Origin of the sequence: Varibaculum cambriense, assembly GCF_022133705.1 — a bacterium.
Lineage (GTDB): Bacteria > Actinomycetota > Actinomycetes > Actinomycetales > Actinomycetaceae > Varibaculum > Varibaculum cambriense_A.
Map to the genome: position 1 here is coordinate 50,307 of NZ_JAKNHJ010000002.1, position 19,235 is coordinate 69,541.

The 19,235-nt window shown below is 52.1% G+C and carries 15 protein-coding genes; 6 read left to right on the forward strand and 9 right to left on the reverse strand.

The window, feature by feature from the left end; all coding sequences use genetic code 11:
- Positions 1–3: 3 nt before the first annotated feature.
- From L0M99_RS01145 to L0M99_RS01160, 4 genes are all read right to left on the reverse strand, one after another.
- Positions 4–813, reverse strand: coding sequence for a trimeric intracellular cation channel family protein (locus tag L0M99_RS01145; protein WP_024059480.1), 810 nt, complete (start codon positions 811–813; stop codon positions 4–6).
- Positions 814–1,151: 338 nt separating this feature from the next.
- Entirely contained in the window at positions 1,152–3,131 is a 1,980-nt protein-coding gene (locus L0M99_RS01150; protein ID WP_024059479.1) for an MFS transporter, read from the reverse strand.
- A 40-nt stretch (positions 3,132–3,171) separates the two neighbouring features.
- Positions 3,172–3,657, reverse strand: a complete 486-nt coding sequence (locus L0M99_RS01155) for a MarR family winged helix-turn-helix transcriptional regulator (RefSeq protein ID WP_024059478.1) — start codon at positions 3,655–3,657, stop codon at positions 3,172–3,174.
- Between the two features lie 359 nt (positions 3,658–4,016).
- Complete coding sequence (locus L0M99_RS01160) at positions 4,017–4,808, reverse strand: HNH endonuclease family protein (RefSeq protein WP_038109229.1); 792 nt, start codon at positions 4,806–4,808, stop codon at positions 4,017–4,019.
- Positions 4,809–4,902: 94 nt separating this feature from the next.
- On the opposite strand from L0M99_RS01160, the gene hrpB reads away from it, so the two are divergent.
- Entirely contained in the window at positions 4,903–7,563 is a 2,661-nt protein-coding gene (gene hrpB / locus L0M99_RS01165; RefSeq protein ID WP_238127478.1) for an ATP-dependent helicase HrpB, read from the forward strand.
- 437 nt (positions 7,564–8,000) lie between these two features.
- Here hrpB and pgm read toward each other — a convergent pair whose 3' ends face one another.
- A complete protein-coding gene (pgm, locus tag L0M99_RS01170; RefSeq protein WP_238127479.1) occupies positions 8,001–9,671 on the reverse strand; it encodes a phosphoglucomutase (alpha-D-glucose-1,6-bisphosphate-dependent) in 1,671 nt (556 codons plus the stop codon).
- A gap of 86 nt (positions 9,672–9,757) precedes the next feature.
- Between pgm and L0M99_RS01175 the strand changes: the two genes are divergently transcribed.
- The gene (locus tag L0M99_RS01175) at positions 9,758–10,360 is read left to right on the forward strand and encodes a nucleoside deaminase (RefSeq protein ID WP_238127480.1); all 603 of its coding nucleotides are present in this window, start codon (positions 9,758–9,760) and stop codon (positions 10,358–10,360) included.
- A 344-nt stretch (positions 10,361–10,704) separates the two neighbouring features.
- On the opposite strand, the gene L0M99_RS01180 is transcribed toward L0M99_RS01175, so the two are convergent.
- Entirely contained in the window at positions 10,705–11,577 is an 873-nt protein-coding gene (locus tag L0M99_RS01180) for an N-acetylmuramoyl-L-alanine amidase (RefSeq protein ID WP_024059473.1), read from the reverse strand.
- Between the two features lie 319 nt (positions 11,578–11,896).
- Here L0M99_RS01180 and L0M99_RS01185 point away from each other — a divergent pair, with 319 nt between their 5' ends.
- The gene (locus L0M99_RS01185; protein ID WP_024059472.1) at positions 11,897–13,399 is read left to right on the forward strand and encodes a CoA-acylating methylmalonate-semialdehyde dehydrogenase; all 1,503 of its coding nucleotides are present in this window, start codon (positions 11,897–11,899) and stop codon (positions 13,397–13,399) included.
- A 14-nt stretch (positions 13,400–13,413) separates the two neighbouring features.
- On the opposite strand, the gene pdxT is transcribed toward L0M99_RS01185, so the two are convergent.
- Both pdxT and pdxS read right to left on the reverse strand, forming a co-directional pair.
- Positions 13,414–13,983, reverse strand: a complete 570-nt coding sequence (gene pdxT / locus L0M99_RS01190; RefSeq protein ID WP_024059471.1) for a pyridoxal 5'-phosphate synthase glutaminase subunit PdxT — start codon at positions 13,981–13,983, stop codon at positions 13,414–13,416.
- 32 nt (positions 13,984–14,015) lie between these two features.
- Positions 14,016–14,930, reverse strand: coding sequence for a pyridoxal 5'-phosphate synthase lyase subunit PdxS (gene pdxS, locus L0M99_RS01195; protein ID WP_024059470.1), 915 nt, complete (start codon positions 14,928–14,930; stop codon positions 14,016–14,018).
- 409 nt (positions 14,931–15,339) lie between these two features.
- Between pdxS and L0M99_RS01200 the strand changes: the two genes are divergently transcribed.
- Entirely contained in the window at positions 15,340–16,206 is an 867-nt protein-coding gene (locus L0M99_RS01200; RefSeq protein ID WP_024059469.1) for a sugar phosphate isomerase/epimerase family protein, read from the forward strand.
- 252 nt (positions 16,207–16,458) lie between these two features.
- Complete coding sequence (locus L0M99_RS01205; RefSeq protein ID WP_024059468.1) at positions 16,459–17,493, forward strand: LacI family DNA-binding transcriptional regulator; 1,035 nt, start codon at positions 16,459–16,461, stop codon at positions 17,491–17,493.
- A 45-nt stretch (positions 17,494–17,538) separates the two neighbouring features.
- Here the strand turns inward: L0M99_RS01205 and L0M99_RS01210 are convergent, their stop codons facing one another.
- Positions 17,539–18,630 carry a RelA/SpoT domain-containing protein gene (locus L0M99_RS01210; RefSeq protein WP_238127481.1) on the reverse strand — a complete coding sequence of 364 codons (1,092 nt, stop codon included), beginning with the start codon at positions 18,628–18,630 and terminating at the stop codon, positions 17,539–17,541.
- Between the two features lie 69 nt (positions 18,631–18,699).
- Here L0M99_RS01210 and L0M99_RS01215 point away from each other — a divergent pair, with 69 nt between their 5' ends.
- Positions 18,700–19,146, forward strand: a complete 447-nt coding sequence (locus L0M99_RS01215) for a Panacea domain-containing protein (protein WP_024059466.1) — start codon at positions 18,700–18,702, stop codon at positions 19,144–19,146.
- Positions 19,147–19,235 lie beyond the last annotated feature (89 nt).

Genomic DNA, 19,235 nt, shown 5'->3' on the forward strand with positions numbered 1-19,235 from the left:
AGCTTAAATCCCGCTGTCGGTAGCTGGACTGTTAGCCGAATTCTCCCGGGAGTCGGTGGCTTTAGGATATCCGTTCCCCTCACTGCTCAAGTCATCGGCACCTGTAGTTTTTCGAGCGTTATTTTTATCGCGCCACCGTAAAATCTGCCGAAGCTGACGGGGAGTGAGGGTGATCCTAATGTCCGGAGCCTCGGGAAGTACCCAGCCTCGCCACTGAGATAAGAGCACGAACACCAGGGCGGTAATAATTGAAAGCGCCATTCCTAGTACTGGCATCCCCAGTTTAAAGAAGACCACCATGATTACTGCGGAGGTCGCAGCAGGCGTGGCATAAAGGTTAGCTCCCCCAAAAATCTTGGGGATTTTTCCCACCATCACATCCCGGATGATGCTGCCGCCTACGGCCGTGGTTAGTCCCATCATTAGTGCAGGCATTATTCCAAGTCCGAGGGCGAGAGTTTTTTGAGCGCCGGTGGCCGCCCAGCATCCGAGGCAGAGGGCGTCAGCTACCGTTATCAGCCGGTTTGTCCATTTTGCTTCTAGGCGCCAAAAGAATGCCACAGTCGCCCCCAGGAGGGCTCCCCCTAGATAAAAAGGGTCGGTGAATGCCACCGGAATTTGTTGTAGCAGTACGTCTCGAGTCATCCCACCCCCTAGTGCGGAAATAACCGCGAGGGTAGCGAATCCGACCGCATCGAAATGGCGTTCCCGTGCAAGTTTTGCTCCAATTATCGCGGCACAAAACACTCCGGTCACATCAACTGCCCGGAATGCGAGCTCGAGAACTTCGGGGCCAAAAGAACTTGTGGGCATACCTATATTTTTGTCTTTTTCTCCCTAGTTTTTCCACTCCTGGATTTATCGCCGCACTGGCTCTCCCCATCTTGAGGTACGCAAATAAGCAGGAGGGGCTTTTACCGGAGTTTAGGCAGGCCGGCGAGCAGGCGCGATGGCTATGGGAAAGAGTGTGCGCGGAAGGCTTATTACCGCAGCGGGAGATTTTATCCGAGCAGGCACGGTGGGAGCGTAGGGGTGGGTTTTATCCGAGTAGGTGCGGTGGGCATAAGAATTCAGGAAACGGCGCTACGTTTTCCGAATTCTTGGGCAGGAGGGAAAACCCACCCCTACGTGCCGAAATAACCGGAGTGTTTTTACCGAGCCAGACCCAAATCCGGATCGGGATTGATTATGGCATCGATTTTGCGCTTCGAAGGTAGTCCCGCCAACAGTAATACCCCAGCTAAGGACAAGATAGTATAGAACCAGAACAGGCGAGAAAACCCTTCGTTTAACCCCATCTGGAACGCAGTCTCGATCTGTTCGCGGTGGGATTCAATATCTTGCAGATACCTAGCTCGCATCTGTTCCACAGTTGGAGGCACCGTTCCCATCTGGGCTTTTATCTTCGCTTCTTGTTGATCAAACATATAGTTCGCGATGTCTTTACTGCGATCTACTATGTTGGTGACGTCAGCGGTTTTGACCTTATCTTGGACAGAAGCCGGCATATCGGACATCTTGAATTCCATATCTGTTTTCGCCTTAGGGTCGGCTGCTTTCGGGCTGGTTTTTTGTTCTGGGGTAGGTGCCTGCACACTAGGGGGCATGGTCTTCTCCTTAGCTTGCCCCCGGGGAGGCATCCCTGAAGGCGTTTTTTCGCTAGTATTGGGGGCTGTCTGGGTCATTGCGGGCATCGCGGGCATTTCCATAGCGGGCATGGCGTCCATGACTTTACCGGAAAGTCCTCCCATCGCGGTGGCGAGTAACCCTACTAAGATCGCGGGAGCCAAAGTGGTGCCCAGTGAGCGAATCAAAGACAGTGTTGCTTGTCCGGAATTAGCATCAGACTCGGGAATCAAATGCAAGATTAGGTAGGTTAGCGGTGCACCCATTAGGAATCCTAGTCCTAGCCCCATCACGAAAATGGAAACCGAGTTTGAAATAATACCGGGGTGAGCGCTTGCCCAGTAGATCAGCATGAAGCCGGCGATTTCCGAAATCAGTACGCCTACTCCGAGCACTGCTCGCGGGCCGAAGCGGTCAGTTAGCCGTCCACTTAATGGTGCCCCGATAGCTGAGGCCACGCCAATAATAATCGTGGGGTAACCACCGGCTCCCGAGGGTAGTCGCAGGCAGTTTTCTGCGAATTGGGGGATGAACATGACGGTCATCATTAAGATGCCAGACACTGCCCCGAACATTAGGGTGCAGCCCACGTTGATCGTACCGAAATACTTGAAATCGATGAGGGGATCGCGGGCGCGTTTTTCTGCCACCCAAAATACTGGCAGTAAGATTACGAAAAACAGTAATCCCACCCAGACGTCACGATCCTGGATCGACTTGCTAATGTTGGTGAAGTCGAGATTCTGAAAAGCCCACAGTAGGGCAGTAATCATTATTACCAGGATAAATACGCCTGGTAAGTCTAGTTTTCGATCTGAACTTTGATTCTCTTGCGGCAGTGCCCAAATTCCGAGGGCGACTACGATTACCGCAATCGGAACGTTAATGTAGAAAATCCATTGCCAGTTTTCTTGTCCGGCGATATCCAAAACTAAAGAACCTGCGGAACCACCGAATACTGAGGCGACGCCGTACACCATGCCGACTAGCCCCAGAGCCATTCCTCGTTTGGAGGGAGGAACAATGGTTCCTACTGCGGCCGTTGCCACCGGCATCATCCCGCCACCTCCGATTGCTTGAATCGCCCTAGAAGCGAGCAGCAGCCCTAAAGAGGAGAAATCTTGCGATAATCCACATCCGAGAGAACCTAGTCCAAATAGCCCGATAGCCAGTACGTATACCGGCTTGCGGCCAATAATATCCGCGATTTTTCCGATTACTGGAATCGCTGCCGCATATGCGAGGGTATAAATAGTAAAGACCCAAACCCCAACCTTGTCATCTACCCCGAGCCCGTTTTGAATAACCGTGCGCGCCGGGTTCACGATCCCCATATCTAGGGCGCCCATGCCGATTCCTGCTAAGTAGAGGACGAGGACGAGTTTCCAGCGCTTAGGAGCGGTAAAGTCGGTGCTTGCGGCCTCGACTTTCCCCTTTACCGCTGCAGTGGTTTCTTTCGCTTCTGCTTTCCCTGCGGTTTTCGCGGGATTAAGTTCAGTGCTCATTTCAGATCCTTAGTTTTGCCAGTGATTTCTGGCGATAGTCTTAATCTTCGAGGTCGTGGGAAGTGTCCAAGGATTCCACGAAGTCTCGGAGCATTTCGGTAAAGATGGCTAGTTCGTTCTGGCTGCGTTCGGCAAATAAACCGCTGAGACCGGCCTCCATGGGGGCGGTAAAATCGTGACCGATCTTTCCGCCTTTTTCCGAGATGCGCAGAACCGTCTTGCGCCGGTCGGCCTCATTACTTTCCCGGTTCACATAGCCTGATTCCATAAGCCGATCGGTTAGGTAGCTAACTGCCGCCCGGGTGATATGCAATTGTTCAGCTAATTCCGAGGGGGAGAGGGGAGTTCCTGCCAGTTCCGCCTGCCAAATTTGTAATAACGCTTCCCCGTCTTTTCCATGTAGTCCCATTTTTGAGGAATACCGGTTAATCAGGTCATTTGAAGCAAACACCATTCTGTGCAGTTCGTAGAGGAGCTGGTCGATGAGTTCCTCGCGTCCCTTAGTAGAGTGTGCAGCACTATTCATATAGTTAAGTATATTAACAATTAAGAAACTTAAGTAACTGGAATTTAAAATTACCTACCCCGCGCAGCCCCTGTCCCACTGGGGTTGCCTTTTTGGAAAGCAAGTATCATCGGGATTGTTGCTTGCGAGGACCGTTTTTATCCGAGTAGGTGCGGTGGGGATGTGAGCCGCGGCCGGTAAAAGACACGAGAGGGGCTTGACTGGAATGTACGTTCGCAGGGGTAGATTTTATCCGAGCAGGTGCGGTGGGCATAAGAATTCGGGAAACGCCGCTACGTTTTCCGAATTCTTGGGCAGGAGGAAAAATCTACCCCTGGGGCATGGGGCTACCAACACTCGCTGATTATTACCGAACCAGGCTAATCAGCGGGAAGGGGCTGCGCGGGGCAGGAGGCTGCCACTGCCGCCATCGCCCGTTTTTCCTCCGGGGTAACCCACAACTGCCATTTCTGTTTAATCGCAGTCTGTAAAGCCACATACTGGCATTGGAACCCTTTGTTAGGGGGCAGCCAACTTGCGGCATCTTTGTCTTGTTTATCTTGATTGGAAGGGCCATCAACTGCCAGCAGATTCAAGGGGTCATTAGCGAACTGTTCGCGAGTCTTGGCATCCCACCGGCTAGCTCCGGTTTTCCATGCATTGGACAGGGCGACTACATGATCTATTTGCACCTTGCTGGAACTTTGGCCTCCCTTGCGAAACTGCTGGTAGTGACCGGTGTAGGGTTCGGTAAATTCCCCGGAAATCACCACGCAATCATGGGTTCCGGCCTTGGTCTGTACCTGAGAAAGGTCACGTTTTAAAATATCGTTTCGGGTATCGCAACCATTGCGATCAATATCTGCCCAGCGGATCCCGAATTGGGAACGCTGATAGGGGGAGGCGCTTTCCCACTCGCCCTCAGGTAAGGAGGCAACTGCCTTGACTAAATCGGTTTGCACCGATTCGGAGAGGATTTGATCCGCGCTTTTTCCCCAATCTGGAAGCGTTAGTTTGGGGGCTCCCTTGGTGGAGAGTCCCGCTAAATCAGGGCCTAGACCAGGAATAAAAGCCCAGGCTAGCAAGGCAAGAATAAAGGTGACGATGATGCGGTTTCCCCAGGAACCCTTGCTTGGCTGCCGCCAGCGTCTACCGTGCCTTCTATAACCCATATGTCTATTGTGCTGATGTTGGGTACGCATTCCTACTTAACCGTACCGCTGTCGGAAGTATTGGCTTTTTTCTCCCACGGTGCACAATAGAACCATGTTCACGCTTTCCCAGGCAGGTGCCCTCGCTCCGGAGCTTCCGGCGACTAGTGTTTTGCCGGAGCTGAAAGGCGCCCTCGAAACCGTAGGAAAAGCAATTGTTACGGCAGCACCCGGATCTGGGAAAACTACTTTGGTTCCTCCTTTTTGCTGGGCTCTTGAGGACGCGCGGGCAAAAACTAGCGCCGAGGCAGCGGGGGTAATCGTGACTGAGCCGCGCCGGGTGGCTGCGCGAGCGGCGGCCAGTTACCTGCAGGCATTGCTGCCCAAAAATGAGGATAGATTAGCAGCTCAAGTCGCATTTTCAGTCAGAGGAGAATCTACTCGCGGTCGCAATACCCGCCTAGATTTTGCGACTGCCGGCCTGTTTTTGCGTCGTCTGCTGGCAGATCCGGAAATCTCGGGCATCGGCTCCGTGATCATCGATGAGGTGCACGAACGATCTTTAGAGACTGATATTTTATTAGCTCTACTCTGCGAAGTGCGCCAGTTGCGCCCGGAGCTGCGGATAGTGGTGATGTCTGCGACTTTAAATAGCGATCTTTTCCGCCAGGTCTTAGGGGAAGATACCCCCGTTTTAGAGGCCGAAGGCAAGCTTTTCCCCTTGCAAGAAGTATTCGCACCGCCACCAGCGCGAGTGCGGCGGATTAGTGAGCGAGGTACCTCTTGGGAGTTTCGCGACTATTTGGCCGACCTGACGTTAAGCCATCGTATTCAAGCAGACACTTTAGTATTTGCCCCTGCAATCGCAGATGTAGAGGCGATTGCCAGTGCCTTGCGGTCGCGTGCCAGTCACCCGGAACGAATCCTGACCTTGCACGGGCAGTTATCTCCCCGCGAACAGGTAAAAGTACTCTCCCAGGGCGCTTCTGCTGCTAGTGAGGACGCCCTGAAACCCGGGGAAGGCAGGATAATTGTGGCCACTTCGGTGGCAGAATCGGCACTGACTGTTCCCGGGGTTCGCCAGGTGATTGACAGCGGATTATCGCGGGTTCCGAACCGGCGTTTGCGCGGAAATGCCGCCGGACTAAGCACCTTGAGTTGCTCACGAGCCGCGGCAGCTCAACGCGCAGGACGCGCCGCGCGCCTGGGACCTGGATATGTAATTCGTGCCTATGACCAGCAAACTTATGCGCGGATGGAACCCGATACTCAGCCGGAAATCTTGAGCAGTGATTTGACTCAGACCTATTTGCAGCTGGCAGATTGGGGGCAAACTGACCTGGAAGTTCTGGCGCTGCCGACTCCCCCTCCGCCTGCTGCTTGGCAGCAGGCGGAGAAGGATTTGCAGGCTCTCGGCGCTTTAGATGCTGACTGCCGGATTACTGCTTTTGGGCGCCAGCTGGTGCAAATTCCCGCGCACCCGCGCCTGGCACGTGCCCTGATTTTGGGGGCGCGTCTGGTAGGTGAGCACCGCGCCGCCCAGGTGGTCGCGGCTTTACAGGCAGATTTGCGCATTCCAGACGGTGATTTGTGGGCAGCGATTCAGCGTGCGGAACGTCAAGGAGATAAAACTTACCGCACTGAGCGCAGCCGCTTTGAAAAATTGGCGCGGCGTTATCAAGGTATTGATACTGGTAATGGGGGTTTTGTCTCTTCGCTGTCAGATCGGGGCAAGCAGTTAGGGCAAGGCAACGCGAACAACCAAACTCCAAGTTCACCAGCTAATTTGCAAAAACTTGCAAGCGATTTAAGCGTAGGGCTAGTGGTGGCGATGGCTTTCCCTGACCAAATAGGTCGGTTAACCAGTAAATCCGGAGCATATCAACTGTCTGGTTCGGGAGCGGCTCACCTAGACAATGACAGTTCTTTATCCACCAGTAAGTGGTTGGCTATCGCCGAAATCGGGATGCGTAAAGGAGGGAACGATCAAATTCGTTTAGCCGCACCTTTGACTGAAGAATTGGTCTTAGAACTGGGTAAACATTTAGTGCAAGAGAAACTTGTTGCAGAATTTCGGGACGGAAAAATCGTTGCTTGGAAGCAACGGTCTCTAGGAGAAATCCCTCTGCAGCGTCAAAAAACGATAATCCGGGAACCTGAGCGCGTCCTCGAAGCCGAATATCAGCGGGTGGGGCTAGATTTTCTATCTTGGAATCCTAAAGCCGCTCGCCTGCGTGCCCGCCTGCGCTGGGCGGCGCACTATTTGCCTGCTATCCCGACAGTTGGTGACCAGGATTTACACGACAATCCCCGCTTTTGGCAGGTATTGATCAGTTATTTTGCAGATGGAAAAAGCGCTGCGAATGCCCCGGTAACTGCCTGGCTGGAGGGGGTGCTGGACTATGGCACGCGGCGCACCTTGGAACAAGAGGCACCCAACGAATTCTTACTTCCCTCCGGCCGGCGTGCCGCTATTAGGTATCCCGAAGATATCACCAGCGGTCCGCCTCGGGTACAGGCGAAACTACAAGAGTTCTTTGGCCTGCAATCCACGCCGAGGATCCTGGGCGGAAAGGTGAACCTGGCGATGGAGATGCTATCGCCAGCTGGGCGTCCACTGGCGTTAGTTACCGACTTGGATCATTTCTGGGATGAAGTGTATCCGCAGGTGCGTGCGGAAATGCGCGGTAGATACCGCAAGCACCCTTGGCCGGAAGACCCCCGCGCCGCTATCGCGACTGCCGCCACTAACCGCCAACTTCGTTCCCGTCATTAAGGACGAGGATTACTTTTGTCTCCCGTTATAGGGGCGGGGGCTGGATATTCCTCCCGCTCCGCTAGGGGGACGAGGATTACTTTTGTCTCCCGCCCAAAGAACTTGGGTAATACCTGAGGTATTACCCAAGTTCTTACGCCCGCCTAGCCTGATCGACAAAAAGTAATCCTCGCCCTTAGCGTTTTGCGGGAATACCAGCAAGTTCCAGCAGTAAATCAGGTGTATCCGCGCGGAGCTGTTGCGGGGTGGGGGGCTAGGTTTTATCCGAGTGGGTGCGGTGGGCATAAGAATCCGGTAAATACCTTTGGTACTTACCGGATTCTTGGGCGGGAGGAAAAACCTAGCCCCCCACCCTTACTTGGGCGGGAGACGAAAGTAATCTCCGCCCACATTGTCGAGACAGGAGGAAAAACCTAGCCCCCTACTTATTAAGTGCTTTACGAGAGGGCAGCGCCTACTACCTCTTGCGCTTCGGAAATCACTTGATCCACGTGCTCATCACCCTGGAAGGATTCCGCGTAAATCTTGTAGATATCTTCGGTACCCGAGGGGCGAGCCGCGAACCAGGCATCTTTAGTGACCACTTTCAGCCCGCCGATTTCGGCATCATTACCGGGGGCACGCACCAGTTTGTCGGTGATATCCTCCCCAGCTAGTTTCAGGGCAGTCACGTCCTCGGAAGAAAGCTTCTTGAGCTTGGCTTTCTGCTCTGGGGTGGCCGCGGCCTCGAAACGCTTATAACTGGATGCTCCGAAACGTTCCACCTGCTGTTTATGTAGCTGCGAGGGAGAAGAACCAGTGACCGCCAGGATTTCCGAGGCGAGCAGCGCCAAAATAATGCCATCTTTATCGGTAGTCCAGACAGACCCATCTTTACGTAAGAAAGAGGCACCGGCGGATTCCTCGCCTCCGAAACCGATAGTTCCCGAAAGTAATCCCGGCACGAAATACTTAAAGCCCACTGGTACTTCCACCAGTTTGCGCCCCATATGGGCTACTACCCGGTCAATTAGCGAGGAAGAAACTAAGGTTTTACCAACTCCGCACCCCTCGCCCCACTGCGGGCGGTGCGTGTACAGGTATTCAATCGCCACCGCCAAGTAATGGTTGGGATTCATCAATCCATCTGGGGTAACAATCCCGTGGCGATCCGAATCCGCGTCGTTACCGGTAGCAATATCGAAAGGCGTAATCCCGTCCTCGTCAGGAGCCATCTTTTGCCGCAGGGAAGCCATTGCATAAGGCGAGGAGCAATCCATCCGGATCTTTCCATCCCAATCCAAAGTCATGAAGCTGAAAGCGGGATCCACATCCGGATTAACTACCGTCAGGTTCAGGTCGTGGCGTTCTGCAATCATGCCCCAATAATCGACTGAAGCGCCCCCAAGGGGATCGGCACCAATGCGCACGCCTGCAGAGCGAATCGCATCCAAGTCAATAACGCTGGGGAGCGCATCCACATATTCTCGCAGGTAGTCATGGGGGTGTACGCAATCTGCTCGGGATAAATCTGACAAAGTTGAGCGGGGAACATTCCGCCAGCCATCCTCAAGAATCTGGTTAGCGCGGTCGGCAATCCAGCCGGTCGCGTCCACATCGGCGGGTCCACCGGTGGGGGGATTATATTTGAAGCCACCATCACGGGGAGGGTTGTGGGAAGGGGTGATTACGATCCCGTCTGCCACATCCGCACCCGAGGTGCGTACCTTGCCAGGCGCCCCATTGGCCTGCAAAATAGCCAAGGAAACCGCCGGGGTGGGGACGTAGGAGTTCCGCGAATCAATCCGTACGTCCACTCCGTTAGCTACCAGCACCTCTAGGGCGCTGCGGTGGGCAGGTTCGGAGAGGGCGTGAGTGTCGCGTCCGATAAATAACGGCCCGTTAATTCCCTGGTTGCGGCGATACTCTACGATTGCCTGGGTGATAGCTACGATATGAGCTTCGTTAAATGCATGGTCGAAGGCACTGCCCCGGTGTCCCGAGGTGCCGAAACTTACCCGTTGGCTAGGTTCGGTAGGATCTGGCTCCAGGTCATAGTAGGCGGCTAGGAGGTCATCGACATTGATTAAATCTTCTGGTTTGGCTTTCTGCCCGGCTCTTTCAAACATATATTTAGTCTCTCACTTATTTGGATTTCTGTCTGGAAAAGTCCATAGGTTTCAACCAGGTGGCGGTTCTCTATTAAATTTGGAGTGTGCATCGATTCGATTGGGCTATTCGGCAAGCTATGCAGCTGGCAGCCCTTGCCGGTGAGGGCGGGGATGTCCCGGTGGGCGCGCTGGTACTCGCTCCCCGGGCGGGTGGAACGGGAGCCCTTAATGCTTCCGACGGGGTTATCTTCGAGGACGAGGGCGAGCGAGGGATGAAAGCTATGCGCTCTTCCTCGGGCAAAGCTCAAGGTGATAGCTTTTTCAATGTTCCAGAAGAATCCGAGTTAGAGGATTGGCAAATAATCGGACGCGGCTTTAACCAGCGGGAGGTTTCCCCGTTTGACCCTACTGCTCACGCCGAGATTGTGGCTTTGCGTCAGGCGGCAAGGAAGCGTAGCAGCTGGCGGTTGTCAGATACTACTTTGGTAGTGAATTTGGAGCCCTGCACGATGTGTGCCGGAGCAATCGTGAATGCCCGGGTTTCGCGGGTAGTGTTCGGCGCTTGGGATGATAAGGCAGGCGCTGCCGGATCTGTCCGGGATGTGCTGCGCGATAGCCGCCTAAATCACCGTGTAGAAGTTATTGGCGGGGTTTTAGAGGACGAGTGCGGCGGGCAGTTAAAAGATTTTTTCACTAGTCGGCGCTAAAGGTTTATGTATTTACGTCATAATCTCTGACAGTTAGTATCTTTGCCCGCTGGCGCTAAGAGTTTTAGTCACCTGCGGCAAAGTTACTGTCCTCAGACCGGGTATTCGCGGGAGTTTTCTGCTGCGCCACCTACGCCCTCTCCGGCGGGTTATTGTCTGCTGTCGGTTCGGATAAACCTGTGTCCTGCTACAACTTTGCACCGCACGTCCTCCTCATAATTCCCAATTCCGGCAAACAGGTGGATAACATTCCGGCAAATAGGAAGATAACTTTCCGACAAATAGGTGGATAGGCTAAATGAAAATAGGCTGAACTGCTTAAATGCTTTTACTCTGAACTGGCATTAACTGGCGGAAAGAAAACTAATGAGTCCTTTTGCTAAACCGGAAGCGTACTGTTGTTGCCCTTGAGGGCTGGATAATCTTTGAGCATCTTGCGGGTTACGCATTTCGCCAAGCTCCACCATTACTGCTGGTACTTTCGCAAAATTTAGGGTGGCGAGGTCGGAGCGAGGGGCGGGATCTGCCCCAAAAATCGTGGAGGGGGTAAGCCCTGCGCCTCTAAGTCCTTCGGAAACCGCCCGTGCCAGCTTCCGGGACGGTTCGCCTTGTGCAGAGTTTAACGGAGGATTGGAAACCATTACGAAGAATCCGTGAGGGGCAGACGACTGGGAACCATTGGCGTGAATAGATAGGAACGCATCGGCGTGTTTCTCGTTCGGGATTTGTCCGCGGCGATCGACACAGACCTTATCTGCATGGTCATCTTTTTTGGTCAGATGAACAGTTGCCCCTTTTTCTTGCAGCTCAGCCTGTAGAATCAGGGCAACTTTCCAGTTGGCGGTATGTTCAGGGTATCCGCTGTTTGTTGCGGTTCCGGAGGTATTGCATATTTTGCTCCCTCCGCGTCCATCAGGGACTTTGTTGGTTAAATGTTGCCCGTTAGAGTGCCCGGGATCTATTACGATAGTTTTTCCTGCCAGTATCTTTTTAGGTTCTGGACTGGGAGTCGAGGGCGAGGCGGAAGGGAGAGTCGGGCTAGGGGAAACCTTGTCGGTAGCGTTAGGGGTAACGCTGCTAGCGGTTGTGTCTTTTGCAGAGAAATCGTGGTGCTCGGTTGCGGGACTGCAAGCAGTAAGGGTTAAAGTTCCCGCGGTGATAGACGCCAATACTAAGGGCACGAGTTTGTCGAGACTGCCGGGATGATGGAGAAACATGTTCTAACCCTAACCCCATTTTTATTAGGCATTCCGCTAAACGCTAGCTGAGCACGTGCTTTTCAGGCTCTCTTAGGTTTCAACACTTGATTCCAATGATTGACCATCTGGCCTGGGAGAGCTTTAACCGCGCTACGACCACTGCGCACCCGGAGTGTCAAGGAGGTTTGTCTGCTCCTCTTGTGTCTGGGACTTAAGTCGATTAGAGTAGGCTTTGTAAGGACAATTAGGCCAGTCACGGTAATGCTAGTAGCGGTAATGCTAATAGCTTAGGCATGGCCGGCGATAAGGTCAGCGGAAATCGAAGGAGATACTGACAATGGTAAAACAGCTGCAACACTGGATTAACGGTGAATATGCGCAGGGTAAACCTGCCGGAGAAATTGAAATTGAAGATCCGGCGCTAGGTGAAGTAGTAGCTACTGTTCCCTCCGCATCAAGTGAAGATCTGGATCACGCAGTAGAAATTGCTAAAAAAGCTCAAAAAGAGTGGGCAAAACTCTCACTAGCCAAACGCGTGGACATTATGTTCAAGATGCGGCACCTGGTTTTGGAAAACCAGGACAAGATGGCACAACTAATCGTGCAGGAACACGGCAAGAACTACTCGGATGCGATCGGGGAAATCCAGCGCGGCCGGGAAACCCTAGATTACGCCTGTGGAATTAACGCCAATATGAAGGGAGAACATTCCTACCAGATTTCTACCGGCGTTGATATCTTCACCGTGCGGCAACCGGTGGGAGTAGTAGCGGGTATATGCCCGTTCAACTTCCCGGCAATGGTACCCATGTGGATGCACCCGCTAGCTATCGCTACTGGTAACGCTATTATTATTAAGCCTGCCTCCTCCACTCCTTCCGCTGCCCTCTTGACCGGCGAACTATACAAACAAGCGGGACTGCCGGACGGTATTTACCAGGTATTGACTGGAAACCGTAACCTAGTTACCTCGATTCTGGAGCACCCCGGAATTGACGCGATTTCGTTTGTGGGATCCACTCCAGTTGCCCATATCGTGCAGGACACCGGGGTTGCTCATGGCAAACGCGTTCAGGCGCTGGGCGGGGCAAATAACCACGCGATTGTGATGCCGGATGCAGATATTGATTTCGCCGCCAAACATATTTCGGCTGCTGCTTTCGGTGCGGCTGGTGAACGCTGCATGGCGCTACCGGTGGTAGTCGCAGTTGGCAGCGCTGGGGAAAAACTAGCCGAGAAAGTTAAAGCTCACGCAGATCAGATCCATGTGGATCAGGGCATGGTCGAAGGCTGTGAGATGGGGCCGGTGATTGACAAGAAGGCTCAGGAACGTATTGAAGGGCTCATTACTGATGCTGAGGAACGCGGGGCAACCATTGTGCGTGATGGTCGCGGCTTCCGACCGGAGGGCTACCCGAACGGTTACTTCGTAGGGCCGACCATTATCGATAACTGCCCCAAGGATGCGCCCGCATATTACGAGGAAATCTTTGGTCCGGTGCTGGTGATTACCCGCGCCGATACCTATGAAGAAGCCATCGAAATCGTTAACTCTTCGCCCTTCGGTAATGGCTCTGCCATCTTCACCAATGACGGCGGGGTAGCACGCAAGTTTACTCTCGAGGCAGAGGCCGGAATGGTGGGCGTCAACGTCCCGATCCCGACCCCGGTTGCCTACTACTCCTTCGGTGGCTGGAAAGACTCCCTGCTTGGTGATACTCATATCCACGGTCCTGAGGGCGTGAAATTCTACACCAAGGCCAAGGCGATTACTACCCGTTGGCCGAGCGAGTCCGGACACTATGAAGCCACGATGAGCTTCCAGCGCGAAGAAGGCTAATAGTAGCTAAAAAACTAAAGGTTCAAGAACATTTGATGTAGGCGCGGGTCGCCGGTCAGTTCGGGGTGAAAAGTGACCCCGATTTGGCCTCCGGCCCGCGCTCCTACAATTATCCCATCTACTCGTCCGAGTTCTTCTACGCCCGGGCCGAGCTTACTGATGCGAGGAGCGCGAATGAAGGTCATTGGCAGATCGTCCATCCCCGCAAAGGCAGCCCGGGTATTAAAGGAACCAAGCTGGCGTCCATAGGCATTACGTTCCACGGTCACGTCCAAGGTGCCGAGCGCCATGCGATCGACATCGCGCTTACCCATAATCTGCTTGGCCAACAAGATTAATCCGGCACAGGTTCCGAGCACCGGCATCCCGGCTTTAATCATGTCTCGGAGTCGCTCCGCCATTCCCAGCTCAATTAGGAGTTTTGATTGCACCGTGGATTCCCCACCCGGCAATACCAGGCGGTTAAAACCGGTCTTTAGGTCTGCGGCCTCGCGTAGCTCAACTACCTGAGCCCCCAGTTTTTCCAGGCATTGTTCATGTTCAATGAAGGCACCTTGAACTGCCAGGACGCCAACTTTTTCCATTGAGTTTTTCTTACCGTTTCTGTTGCCGGGACTTACTTTCCGCGCTCTGCCATCAGCAGGTCAATTTCGTTTTCGTTGATCCCCACCATGGCTTCGCCCAAATTCTCGGACAGCTGCGCAATTAGTTTCGCGTCCTTAAAGTTGGTGACCGCCTTGACGATAGCGTTAGCGCGTTTAGCGGGATTGCCGGACTTGAAAATGCCGGAGCCTACGAACACGCCCTCGGCGCCCAGCTGCATCATCAAAGCCGCATCAGCTGGGGTGGCTACCCCACCCGCAGCGAAGTTTACTACCGGTAGACGCGAGGAATCGTGTACTTCTTTCAGTAGTGATAGCGGGACTTCTAGTTGTTTGGCAGCTTCGAAAAGTTCATCTTCACGCAGGCTGGAAATACGCCGAATTTCGGCGTTCATTGCGCGCATATGGGTAACTGCCTGCACAACGTCACCAGTTCCCGGCTCACCCTTGGTGCGGATCATGGTCGCGCCCTCGCCAATACGGCGTAGCGCTTCACCCAGGTTACGTGCCCCACACACGAAAGGTACTTTGAACTGAGTTTTATCAATGTGGTAGATGTCATCGGCGGGGGAGAGCACTTCGGATTCATCGATATAGTCAATTTCGATAGCCTCCAGCAGTTGTGCTTCTACAAAATGCCCTATGCGGCACTTCGCCATTACCGGGATAGAAACTGCTTCTTGGATACCCTTGATCATTGCCGGGTCGCTCATCCGGGAAACACCGCCGGCGGCACGGATATCGGCGGGGATGCGCTCAAGTGCCATAACGGCTGCCGCGCCCGCATCCTCTGCGATCCGCGCCTGCTCTGGGGTGGTAACGTCCATAATTACGCCGCCCTTTAGCATTTGCGCTAGTTGACGATTGAGTGCCACCCGGTCGTTTAAGTCGTCTGTATGCTGGACCTGGGGAGCATTTGCGGTTTCCATTTCCGTTCCTTCTTTCTGTGCCTAACGCTTAGGGTGCCTAATAACGCGGGAAATTACTCTCTAGTTTTATAGCTTACAAATTAACCCAGCAAAATAGTTATTTATTTTAAGAAACAGGGGCTGCCAGCGAAATACCTACCTCGGATATCTTCCTGCATTTCGGAATATAACTAAGTTCGCATATCCTAGACAACCTCGCTTAACGCGCGTTAAATAGCGGTAGGTGATTATTTGTCGTAAAAGCTTGGCAAAAAGAAATACCTCGAGCACCCTAGATTAAGCGAAACGTTTCGGGTAAACTGGGAGTGCCGCCAGATCGGGTGGAGCAATGAGGCTAGCGCTTCGACAGAAGAAGACTCAAGACCGCCCTACGCAAGATTGCTACGTCTACAACAGAAGGAATGAATAAATGGTCAAGATCGCCCTCGACCCCAATATGTATTACTGGTTTATGCCAGTTTCGCAAACCCTGCATAAAGCACGAGAACTTGGGTTTGAATACGTGGAGTTGTCGCCCACAGCAGATTTTCACTTTTGGCATCACTACCCCAAAGCCGATGACGCCTATATTGCAGAACTGAATAAAGCGCAAAAAGAATCTGGGGTCAAGATCGCTACCTTGAACCCGGTTTTCAACTGGTCGTGCGTAGATGAGGAAGAACGGCAAGCCCAAGTGCGCAATTGGCGCAGGCTGCTAGAAATTGCCGATCAGCTAGACGTACGCGAGATCGTTTCAGAGTTTTCGGGCGACCCTAACACTCCGCGGCGCTGCGAGCATCAATGGTACAAGTCCATTGAAGAGCTTACTCCTGATTTTGAAAAGTATGGTATCCAGCTGCATATGGAGGCGCATCCCTATGACTTCGTGGAGCTGCATGATCCCGCCATCAACCTGATCCGCGGAGTAAATAAGCCTTGGATCGGCTACGAATATTGCGCCCCGCACACCTTCCACCTTTCAGACGGTAAAGGTGATGTGGAACGGATGCTGCGTTCTGCCGGTGACCTACTCAAAGAAGTACATGTCGCCGATGTATTCAACCACAAGGCATTCGATGGTAACCGCTACGTAATTAATCCTCCGGGAGTTGACGCCCGGGTACACCAGCACAACGAGATTGGCATGGGTGAGGTTCCGTGGGACGAGCTGTTTAGTACTCTGCGGGATATGAATTTTGATGGCGTGTTGTCCCTGTGCGTATTCGGGTGGCACGATCGCGCTGACGAAATCAACAAAAAGATGATCGCTCGGGTAAAGAGCGAGTTCGGACAGTAACAGTTATTTGGTAAACGGAGAGGATTTGGTTTTTTCCGAGGGCGTAGCCGACGTCCTCGGAAAAACTATCCTTTAGGGTTGCTGTCCTTGGGAGATAGCAGTCAAAGAGATTAAGTTCTCCAGATTAACCTGTGGGTATTCGGATAAAAGCAATGTGTGTTCTAGGAAGCTATCCATCGATACCAAAATCTGGTTTAGCGGTTACGATTCGCCGTTTCTAGGGTTATTTAGCGATAATCTAAGAACAACATTATGAAACAAAAACTAACTATCTCCGATGTAGCCAAGGAAGTGGGAGCCTCCATTTCCACGGTGTCTGTTGCGTTGTCTGGACGACCCGGAGTCTCAGATAAGCGACGCGCGGAGATTCAGCGCGCCGCTTTTGAAATGGGGTATCGACCCGATCGGCAGGCTGCGCTTATTCGCCTGGAACGTACCCATCTGTTAGGTGTGGTGTTCTATATGGAGCAAGAGTTCCAAATATCGCTGATGGATCCGCTCTTTCGTTACGCTGAAAAACAAGGATATCGCCTGGTGGCAGCCGGTTGTGTAGGGCAGCGCAGCGAAATGGATTGCATCGAGTCTTTGATGCAAGATCGCTGTGAAGGGATTGTGCTAATAGGCACCAAGCTCTCTGCCGAGTATTTAGAAAAAATTGCGGCGGTGATTCCCCTAATTACCCTATGCCAAGAAGTTGGCTCCACCAGTGTGGATGCCGTGGTCTCCGATGATGCCTATGGGGTCATAAAGTCCTTTGAGCACTTGTGGCAACAGGGGTTTCGCGACATTGTGCATATCCGGGGGGACAATCAAACCAATGCGCAGGTGCGGGAAGCTACCTTTCAACAATGCCTGGAAGAGTGGAGCCTCGCGTCAGATGAGAATCCTGCGTTGCGGATCTATCAAGGCGGGCAAAATACCGGTGATGGGGCACGGGTTGCCGATCAAATATTACGACAGGTCCGCGCCGGCGAACGGGAGATGCCGCGCGCAGTGATGTGCTTTAACGATCTGTGTGCGCAAGGATTCATGATTCGGATGTGGCAAGAAGGTGTAAATATTCCCCAGGAAATCGCAGTGATAGGTTTCGATGATACCCCGATCGCATCCGAACCTTATGTGGAGCTAACCACCGTGCGCCAAGACCGGGAAAAACTGGCCAATCTAGCTGTCGAACGCCTAGTAGAGCACGTGGAGTTCTTCTTCGATAAAGAAAACTATGGCAAACAATGGGATGCGGTTGAAAAACAGGTAGAAACCCGCCTAATTGTGCGCAAAACTGCCTAAGACATGGTAGTTAGCGCTGCAAGTAAGTTGCGTTGCTTTTTGCGGTTAATTATCTAAAGCAGGACAGTTCTGCGTTATCAGTTTTAGATACTCTTTAATATTTGCCGAATAGTTCGGATAGGCCACTTTTAGCTGTTCCGGATCATTGACGTGCACCAATACAATATTCTGATTAGGAGCTATCAAACCATTTTTATTGTTTTCAAACACTTCGTCTTCAAGCCTTGAATATTCGCTGAGGGATTCGTCCATTTGATTATTGGCATAAGAATGAACAATCAAGTTCTGTTCGTCTTTTAGGAACTGTAAAATAAACACGCAAGCATCTTCAGGGGCACAATGCTTCTCATCAAGTCTTAAGACATCGTCGTATACACGGGAAAGTCTGCTAATGATTTCAGAAGACAACGGCAAAGTTTCAATTTCTGAGACAAGATCATCTATGTTTTTAGGGGTACCTGGAACGGTAGGACTTTCTTCGATGCTTGCGATTAAAGAAGAGGTCAGCTGATTGTAATATAACCGAGTTCTGGTATCAGTATCACCCAATAAAACATCTGTATTGGTAGTTTTAATCTCTCTTCCTTCTATTTCATCTATAATTTCTAATGCAGTTGCCCAATAATGTTGAAGTTGCGTTCTTAACTGGATTTCAACACGGTACTTACGCTCACAGCTACCCTGTTTAGTCAGTAGGTGACAGGAGCGATAGCCACTACTTTTCGGAGAATCAATGTAATCTTTAGTTTTGGTGATTTCAGAAGAGGTTCCAGCAATCTTATCTTCTATTCTTTTCTGAATTAGCCGTAGATCTTTAATGCTTTTAGTAATTACCCGGCATCCTCCAATATCATCCAAAGTGTTTAACAGGTGATTATGGTTAGGACGCTGTATTTTTTGGACAATAGAAGAGACTCTCTTTAGACGATAAGTGATGATTGCCCCGTCCACTCCTTTGCAACACTCTAGGAGAGTCTGAAAGCATTGACGGGTAGCCGGAGCGTAGCGAGCTCTCCACCTTTGCACAAAGTCGATAGCCTCTTTGCTTTGTTCCGCGTCATCGGAAATAGTCTGCTTCAAGATTTTGCTATAGCGTTTTGCCTGGCTAGTTGAGAGAGGAATCTCACCAGAGTTCACAGGTCGCGTATTCGCAGGTACAATCATAGAGGTATTGGCTTTTCAACTATGGTAGAGGAGGCTTCAAAAATGGCAACGGTTGTTGATGTTGCAGCATATATTCTAAATCGTTCTAAGCCTCTTTCCACGATGAAGTTGCAAAAGTTAACTTTCTACTCCCAGGCGCACGCTCTGGCAACTGCCGGCACCCCGCTGTTCCAAGAAGACTTTGAAGCTTGGCGAGGTGGTCCGGTATCTGCCGAACTATTCGAAAAGCATCAGGGGCTTTTTATCATCGAGTCTGGGCAGCTGCAGTCAGATAGCAATAATCTGAGTGATAAAGAGAAGCAGATTATAGATGTAGTTTTTGATCAGTTGGGAAATCTCACCGGAAATGAACTTAGCGAACGGACTCACGCAGAAGCTCCTTGGAGCAATGCGAGAAAAGGGCTAAACCCTAGCGATCCCAGTAACAATGTCATTTCCCAGGATTCAATTAGGGAATACTATATGAAAAATCCGGTTGTGAGCCGGTAGTTTCATTAGTAGCCTATGTTCCCCGCGGGGAACATCTTCTGGCATACGTAAGGGGGGCGGGTTCGAAGATTTTCTTCGAACCCGCCCCC